Annotated in this window: 8 protein-coding genes; all 8 read right to left on the bottom strand. The window is 61.2% G+C overall.

Features of this window, described 5'->3' with window-relative positions; all coding sequences use genetic code 11:
- Nucleotides 1–122: 122 nt before the first annotated feature.
- Nucleotides 123–908, bottom strand: coding sequence for an IS21-like element IS1326 family helper ATPase IstB (gene istB / locus HX884_RS24500; protein WP_000983249.1), 786 nt, complete (start codon nt 906–908; stop codon nt 123–125).
- Entirely contained in the window at nt 895–2,418 is a 1,524-nt protein-coding gene (istA, locus tag HX884_RS24495) for an IS21-like element IS1326 family transposase (RefSeq protein WP_001324342.1), read from the bottom strand. The genes istB and istA overlap by 14 nt, the downstream gene beginning before the upstream one ends.
- Nucleotides 2,419–2,519: 101 nt before the next feature.
- Entirely contained in the window at nt 2,520–3,380 is an 861-nt protein-coding gene (locus tag HX884_RS24490; protein WP_000344784.1) for a TniB family NTP-binding protein, read from the bottom strand.
- Nucleotides 3,381–3,382: 2 nt separating this feature from the next.
- Nucleotides 3,383–5,062: a Mu transposase C-terminal domain-containing protein gene (locus HX884_RS24485; RefSeq protein WP_000179844.1), complete on the bottom strand. Its 1,680-nt coding sequence runs from the start codon at nt 5,060–5,062 to the stop codon at nt 3,383–3,385.
- Nucleotides 5,063–5,136: 74 nt separating this feature from the next.
- Complete coding sequence (locus tag HX884_RS24480; protein ID WP_001300294.1) at nt 5,137–5,805, bottom strand: EAL domain-containing protein; 669 nt, start codon at nt 5,803–5,805, stop codon at nt 5,137–5,139.
- Between the two features lie 35 nt (nt 5,806–5,840).
- Nucleotides 5,841–6,077 (bottom strand): broad-spectrum mercury transporter MerE, encoded by a 237-nt coding sequence (merE, locus tag HX884_RS24475; RefSeq protein WP_000993386.1) that lies wholly within the window; start codon nt 6,075–6,077, stop codon nt 5,841–5,843.
- On the bottom strand, nt 6,074–6,436 hold the full coding sequence (gene merD, locus HX884_RS24470; RefSeq protein WP_001277456.1) for a mercury resistance co-regulator MerD: 363 nt from the start codon (nt 6,434–6,436) through the stop codon (nt 6,074–6,076). Before merD ends, merE begins: the two co-directional genes overlap by 4 nt.
- Nucleotides 6,437–6,453: 17 nt before the next feature.
- Nucleotides 6,454–7,953 (bottom strand): mercury(II) reductase (gene merA / locus HX884_RS24465; RefSeq protein WP_178328926.1); only part of this gene is annotated, 1,500 nt, incomplete at its 5' end.

Below are 7,953 nucleotides of genomic sequence, written 5' to 3'. Positions count from 1 at the left end.
AGATCACTTGCAGTCCGACCGCGATGTCTTGGTTGCGCGAGAGGTTGTCGATATCTGTTGATTTGCACCCAAATTTGACCCGGGATTTGCATTGAATTTTGACCCACCCCTTGTTGTCAGAATTATGTCTCGATTTTCAGTTTGCGGGTCTGTTTTTCCTCCTGCTTATTCTGAGTTGAACTGTGTTTGAAGCGGTAACTTTCATTGCCGGTTTCCAGGATGTGGCAGTGGTGGGTTAGTCGGTCCAACAACGCTGTTGTCATCTTTTCATCGCCAAACACTCGGCTCCATTCCGAGAAGCTCAAGTTGGTGGTCAGTATCACGCTGGTTTTTTCGTACAGCTTTGAGAGCAGGTGAAACAGCAGTGCCCCACCGGTTTGGCTAAAAGGCAAATATCCCAGCTCATCCAGAATCACCAAATCGGCATACAACAGACGGTTTGCGATTTGTCCCTGACGCCCAGATGATTTCTCTTGCTCCAGTGCATTGACCAAATCCACGGTGGAGAAGAAACGCACCCGTCGGTTCAAGTGCATCACTGCTTGTGTACCAATGGCTGTGGCCAGGTGAGTCTTGCCTGTGCCTGGCCCACCAATCAGCACCACGTTCTGGGCTTGTTCCATGAAGTCGCACCGGTGCAATTGTTTGACCGTGGCCTCATTAACCAGGCTTTGACTGAAGTCAAAGCCCACCAAGTCCCGATACACGGGGAACTTGGCCACCCGCAATTGATAGTTCACCGAACGTACTTCACGCTCTGCCACTTCAGCTTTAATCAAGCTGTCCAGCATGGGCAAGGCTTGATTAAATGCTGGTGAATTCTGATTGCCCAACTCCTCAATGGCGTGTGCCATGCCAAAGAGTTTCAAGGATTTGAGGATTCTCACATGGCCTTCATGCTGCATCATGGGCTCTCCTTAAACTGTCATAGCGGTTCACGTTGGCCTGTGGTTCCAATGTCAGCCTTAACCCCTTGGGAATTGGAATCGGTTTGGGTGGAGGTTCTTCGGTCAAACGTCCCAACAGATTAAGCACATGCTCCTTCGATGGCTTGCCACACTCCAATGCCAATTCCACAGCACTGAGTACCGCACCTTCATCGTGGTGCAATACAAGGGCCAGAATTTCCACCATGTCACGGTCACCGCCGGGGCGTTGCAGCAAGATGGATTGAAGCTTCTTGAACGCGGGTGGCAATTCAGCAAATGGCGCACCATTGCGCAACGCCCCAGGTTTCTTCTGAAGCACAGACAAGTAATGGTGCCAGTCGTATTGTGTGTGGCCACGCCGAGCGTGGCCACTGCCAAACAATCTTGGATGCTCGGCAATGTGTTGGCCTTCGGCAGCCATCACCAGCTTGTCTGCATAAATCCGAAGGCTGATGGCCCTGTTGGCGTAACTGGCAGGAACGCTGTAGCGATTGCCCTCGTGGTGAACAAGGCAGGTTGAAGTGACTCGCTTGGTTTGCTCCACGAATGCATCAAAGGCATTGGGTAGCGCCATCAACTCGCCTTGTTCATCGGCAAAGGCCTCTTGCACGGTTTGGTCCAATTCGGGGTGGCGCAGCTCAGACCACAGCGCTTTGCAGCGATGCTCAAGCCACACATTCAAATCAGCAAGGCTTTGAAAGTCTGGTGCCCCTTGCCACAGGCGTTGGCGGGAATCCTGCACGTTCTTCTCAATCTGGCCTTTCTCCCAACCCGATGCTGGATTACAGAACTGCGCATCAAACAGGTAGTGGCTGACCATGGCAGTGAACCGCTGATTGACCCTGCGCTCTTTGCCACGCCCCACCGAATCCACAGCGGTCTTCATGTTGTCGTAGATGCCGCGCTTGGGAATGCCACCGAAGATTTGAAAGGCATGCCAGTGGGCATCAAACAGCATTTCATGTTTTTGCTGGTAGTAAGCCCGAAGCACAAAGGCCCGGCTGTGGGCCAACTTAAACTGGGCAATCTGAAGTTTGACCTGTTTGCCCGCTATGCGGGCAAAGTCCTCACTCCAATCGAATTGGAAGGCTTCGCCACAAGCAAAGCGCAAGGGGATGAAACAACCCTTGCCCGAGGTTTGCGCCTTGAACTGTTCGGAATCTTTCCACTGTCGGGCAAAGGCACACACTCGGTCATAAGACCCGGTAAAGCCCAAAGCGACCAAATCCCGGTACATGCTGCGCAGGTTTCTGCGCAGCTTCTTTGTCTTTTTGTGCTCGGTGGAGAGCCACTGCCTTAACTTGGGCTCAAAAGGACTTAACTTGCCAACGCTGTCTCGCGCTGGGTACTGCGGTTCAACCACCTTGCTTTGCAAATACTTGCGAACGGTGTTCCTGGACAGGCCGCTTCGTCGGGCTATTTCCCGAATCGACGCACCATCGCGAAAATGCCAGCGTCGAATTGCGCTCAATATCGCCACGTTTATCACTCCTTGATTTCTCCCGCCATATCCAGACGGGAAACAGTGTCATACGTGGGTCAAATTTCGACGCAAATCTTTACCCTAAGTGGGTCAATTTTAGATGCAACTCAACAGGCCATGCTGAGTGTGCGATGGTTGATCGCTTCCTCGCCGCTCTCCACGGCGACGATGGCCGCCGCCATCAGCAAGTGCGCCAGTTCCCCTATGGTGCCCTCGCTGCGTGTGAGCAGGTAGCGAGCCATGTCCAGCGTGGCAATTGGGGAAGGCCGGCGCAGCGGGAGCGAAGCGGCGAAGCTGGCCAGCAGTGAGCAGCAATCGTCGTTGGCCTCCCATACCGGCAGCATCATCGGCTCGAAGCGATTTTCCAACTGGTCATCGGAGCGGATGGCTAGGTAGGCGTCGCGCGTGCCTACCCCAACCAACGGGATGCGCAGTTCGTTGCCGAGGAAGCGCAGCAGGTTGAGGAATTCCCGGCGGTTGACGCTGTTGCCGGCCAGCACGTTGTGCAGCTCGTCGATCACCAGCATGCGCACGCCGACCTTGCGCAGCAGTGCCAGAGCCAGTTGCTCCATTTCCGGCAACCGTGGGCGTGGGCGCAGCGGCGCGCCCATCGCGGCGAGCAGCGCGACGTAGAAGCGGATCACGGACGGCTCGGACGGCATCTGCACGACCAACACCGGGATGTGCTCCTGGTCGGCGTCGGAGCTGGCCGGGTGGGTGCGGCGGAACTTCTCGACGATCATCGACTTGCCATTGTTGGTCGGGCCAACCAGCAGCAGGTTGGGCATGCGTTGCTTGTTTGGCCACGCATAAAGGGCTTCCAGCCGGTTCAGCGCCTCGACTGCGCGCGGATAGCCGATCCAGCGGTCGGCGCGAAGGCGCTGGATGCGCTCGTCCGCCGGAAGACGGGCCAAGCCCTGGGCCGCCGGCAGCAGGTGGGACAGGTCGATGATGGGATATTCGTCCACGGCTACCACTCCTCAATCTGGTCGAACGGTTTGGCGGGTGGCAAGTTGTCTGCCTGCGGGTCGGCAATATCCGTATCCGGCGGAACGGGCTTGTCCGGCCGAGCTGATGTCTTGAGGTGCTGGCGGCGATCCGCGTCACGCCGCGCCTTGCGTGTGGCCTTCTGCGCGCTGGTCACAATCTCACGCATCTGGCCGATCATGCGGAACAGCGCCGACTCATCCACCTGTTCGCGCCCTTGCTGCCGCAGTTTCGCCAGCGCCTGCCGTTGTTCCCAGAGGGTGACAGCCGGATGCGACAAGGTACGGTAGGGAATTTCCAGGTAATGCTGTCCCTCCGGTTCCAGGACCCAGATACGGCTGATGTCGCGCGGATCGCGCCGGATCAGAAAGGACGGCCAGCGTTCACGCCGCGCAATCCACGGCTTGAGCGCATCGGCGTAGTAGTGGATGTGGTCGATGACAAAGCCGGTGCGGGTCAGCGTGCGCCGGAGGATCGGCAGAAAATCGACCAGGAACGAAGTAGCGCGTGTGACGACGGCCGGTACGCCGACACGCGCCACGGCCTCGGCCCAGCGCGCGGCCGGCGGTTGGAGCAGGCCGTTGTGCACCGAACCGTGGTAGGTGCCGACCGCCAATGTGAGCCAGCGCTCTAGCTCGCGCAGCGTCAGGGCGGCCTTGTTTTCGGAATCGTAGTCGCCGCGCTGGTCAGGGTTGGAGAAGGTCGTTCCCGGCAGTTCGTCGTGAATCATCTGCATCGCCGTGCCGATGATCCGTTCCACGATGCCGCCATAGTGCGGCTGTCCCAGCGGGCGATAGTCCAGCCGGATGCCATGCTGCTCGCAACCCCGGCGCAGGGCCTCGCTCTTGAACTCGGCCGCGTTGTCTAGGTAGAGCAGCAAGGGCTTGCCGCTCATCTGCCAATCCATTTCCACGTTCAGTCCTTCCAGCCAAGGGCGCTTGTCGCAGGCGACATGCACGAGGCACAGGCCAACCGAAACGGCAGACGGCGCTTCCAGCGTGACGACCATGCCGAGCACGCAGCGGGTGAACACGTCGATGGCGAGGGTCAGGTACGGGCGGCCAATAGGTTGCCGGTCGCGGTCATCGACCACGATCAGGTCGATGACCGTATGGTCTATCTGCACCTGCTCCAGCGGCGCGGTCACGGCAGGAGGCTCGCCGCCCACACCTTGTAGGTCACGAGCGGCATCCTGGCCTTCCCGCCGGCGGATGACCTTGCGCGGGTCAAGGCTAGCGATCCGTAAGGCCACGGTATTGCGCGCCGGCACTCGCAGTTTTTGAGCCTTGCACACCTGAGTGACTTCGCGGTGAAAGGCCGCTAGGCTGCGCTTCTGCTTGGTCAGGAACCGCTTTTGCAGTAGCTCGTGGATGACGCGCTCGACCGGTTCCGGCAAGCGCCCCTTACCTTTACCTCCACCGGACTGGCCGGGCACCAGATCCGTCACGAGGCCGCTGCCTTGCCGGGCACGCCGGATCAGAACGTATACCTGGCGCCGAGACAAGCCCAGCGCCTGAGCCGCCATATCGGCCGCTTCGTGCCCGACCGTCTCCGACTGCGCCAACGGACTGATGATCTCCGCACGACGGCGCGCACGCTCCCAAGCCTCATCAGGCAGAGTGGCCACGCCTTGTTCTGGAATCCGTGGGGTGTCCGTCGCCATGCTCACCTCGCTTTGGTGCACACGAGTATTGAGCATAGTCGAGATTGGTGCAGATCACTTCTGATATTGAACTGTCAGGAGCTGGCTGCACAACAGCCATTACGCCCAATCAACTGGTGCAGTCGTCTTCTGAAAATGACATCCATGCCCAGCCCGTGCGCGAGCTGGATCACCGCCCGCACGATAGTTTGGTCACGGGCATCATCCGGGAGCCTGGCGACAAAGGATTGGTCGATTTTCAATGTGGTGATGGGGCAGCATTTCAGATGTTGCAGGCAGGAATAGCCGGTGCCGAAGTCGTCGGCGGCGAAGCGCACGCCGATGGCGCGCAAGGCGTCGAAACTGGCGAACAGGGCTGGATTGCCGAATGCGACCGATTCGGTCAGTTCGATCTCCAGAAGCTCGGCGGGCAGGGCCATATCGGCCAGCACCCGCTTTACCTCGTCGTCGAACGTTGGCCCAACCTGGCTGGCGGACACATTGATGGCAAGACGGAACGGTTGCCATGCCGGTCCTTGCCACTTGTGCATCTGGCGACAGGCCTCGCCCAGCACCCACGCGCCTATTTCCGGCATCAGGCCGAACGACTCGGCCAGCGGCAGGAACTGGCCGGGCGGCAACAGGCCAAGCCTCGGATGCCGCCAGCGCATCAACGCTTCCGCGCCAGCGATCCGGTGATCGCGCAGATCGACCAGCGGCTGGTAATGCAGGTCAAGCTGTCCGCGCGCCGCCGCCTGCGCCAACTCGGCCGCCGTCCATCCGGCGGGCTGCGAACTCGTCATGATCCGCCCCGGAAGGCGCGCAGCAGCCGCGTTACGGCCAGAACGAACAAGCCGGTCAGCGCGAGCGCGGCAACACCCCAATGCTCGCCAAGGAAGGCACCGGCGGTCGTCCCGGCCAGCACGGCGGCGAGAATCGGCAGATGGCAGGGGCAGGTCAACACGGCCAGCGCACCCCACAGGTAGCCGGAAACGGGTTGGCGCGTCTCGGGCGGCAGTTTGTCAGGGGCGTTCACGGCAATGCCTCCTCGTGCGCCCGCTCGGCTGGCATGGAGGCCAGTTGCGCGTCCAGATGGGCCAACGCCGCGCGCCGCCGCTCGACCAACTGGCGCAGCACGGCAAGCTGCGCTGCGGCTTGTGCGCCGTCCGCTGCGTCGAGCGCACGGCACAGCCGCGCCAGGGCATCCAGGCCGATACCCGCCTCGAAGGCCGCGCGCACGAAGCACAGCCGTTGCAAGGCCGCATCGTCGAACACGCCGTAGCCGCCCGTGGTGCAGGCCACCGGCCGTAACAAGCCGCGCACCAGGTAGTCGCGCACGATATGTACGCTCACCCCAGCGTTATGGGCCAGTTGCGATACCGTGTAGGCGCTCATCGCACACCTCCTTGTCCTCACCCGGCGCAGCAGGAAAGCTGCTTCACATCCTTGTTGAAGGTCTGCGCCGCGAGCTTCAACCCTTCGACCATCGTCAGGTAGGGGAACAACTGGTCGGCCAGTTCCTGCACCGTCATCCGGTTGCGAATCGCCAGTGCGGCCGTCTGGATCAGTTCGCCCGCTTCCGGGGCCACTGCCTGCACGCCGATCAGTCGTCCGCTGCCTTCTTCAACCACCAGTTTGATGAAGCCGCGCGTGTCGAAGTTGGCGAGCGCGCGCGGCACGTTGTCCAGCGTTAGCGTGCGACTATCAGTTTTGATGCCGTCATGGTGCGCTTCCGCCTCGCTGTAGCCTACGGTCGCCACTTGCGGGTCGGTGAACACCACGGCCGGCATCGCGGTCAGGTTCAGGGCCGCGTCACCGCCGGTCATGTTGATCGCGGCGCGAGTGCCGGCCGCTGCCGCCACATAGACGAACTGCGGCTGGTCGGTGCAGTCGCCTGCGGCGTAGATGTGTTCCACGCTTGTACGCATGCCGGGGTCGATGACGATAGCGCCTTGCGGGGTGAGCGTGACGCCCGTCGCATCCAGTGCCAGCTTGCGTGTGTTGGGCGCGCGGCCGGTGGCGACCAGCAGCTTGTCGGCGCGCAGTTCGCCGTGCGCCGTGGTGAGCACGAATTCGCCGTCCCCTTCACCATTGATATACGCGACCTGGCTGGCCTGGGTGTGTTCCCTCACCTCGATGCCCTCCATGCGGAATGCGGCCGTGACGGCTTCGCCTATAGCTGGGTCTTCGCGGAAGAACAGCGTGCTGCGAGCCAGGATCGTCACCTTCGCTCCGAGTCGGGCGAACGCCTGCGCCAGCTCCAGCGCCACCACTGATGAGCCAATCACGGCCAGGCGCTTAGGAATCGTCTCGCTGACCAGCGCTTCAGTGGAAGTCCAGTACGGAGTGTCTTTCAGGCCGGGAATCGGCGGCACGGCCGGGCTCGCGCCGGTGGCGATCAGGCAGCGGTCGAATGCCACCACGCGCTCGCCGCCGTCGTTGAGTTGCACGATCAGGTTGCGATTGTCCTTAAAGCGGGCGGAGCCGTGCAGCACAGTGATCGCCGGATTGCCCTCCAAGATGCCTTCGTACTTGGCGTGGCGCAGTTCATCGACGCGGGCCTGCTGCTGGGCCAGCAGCGCCGTGCGCTGGATGGTCGGCGTGGTAGCGGCGATGCCGCCATCGAACGGGCTTTCCCGGCGCAGATGGGCGATATGGGCGGCGCGGATCATGATCTTGGACGGCACACAACCGACATTGACGCAGGTGCCGCCGATGGTGCCGCGCTCGATCAGCGTGACACGTGCGCCTTGCTCGACGGCCTTCAGCGCCGCTGCCATCGCGGCCCCGCCGCTGCCGATGACGGCGATATGCAATGCGCCGCTGCTACCCGTCTTGTCGTTTCTGCCCAGCAGATCGCGCATCTTGTCGAGCAGGCCGGCGCGGTTGTCCGTCGGTGGCGCATCGGCAAG

It is taken from the genome of Enterobacter sp. SECR19-1250 (assembly GCF_013391025.1).
GTDB lineage: Bacteria > Pseudomonadota > Gammaproteobacteria > Enterobacterales > Enterobacteriaceae > Enterobacter > Enterobacter cloacae.
This window is presented reverse-complemented; position numbering and strand designations above follow the sequence as displayed.

Coding starts and splice junctions, on each gene's coding strand:
- istB (WP_000983249.1), bottom strand. CDS start 908: ATGATGCAGCATGAAGGCCATGTGAGAATCCTCAAATCCTTGAAACTC.
- HX884_RS24485 (WP_000179844.1), bottom strand. CDS start 5,062: ATGGCGACGGACACCCCACGGATTCCAGAACAAGGCGTGGCCACTCTG.
- merD (WP_001277456.1), bottom strand. CDS start 6,436: ATGAGCGCCTACACGGTATCGCAACTGGCCCATAACGCTGGGGTGAGC.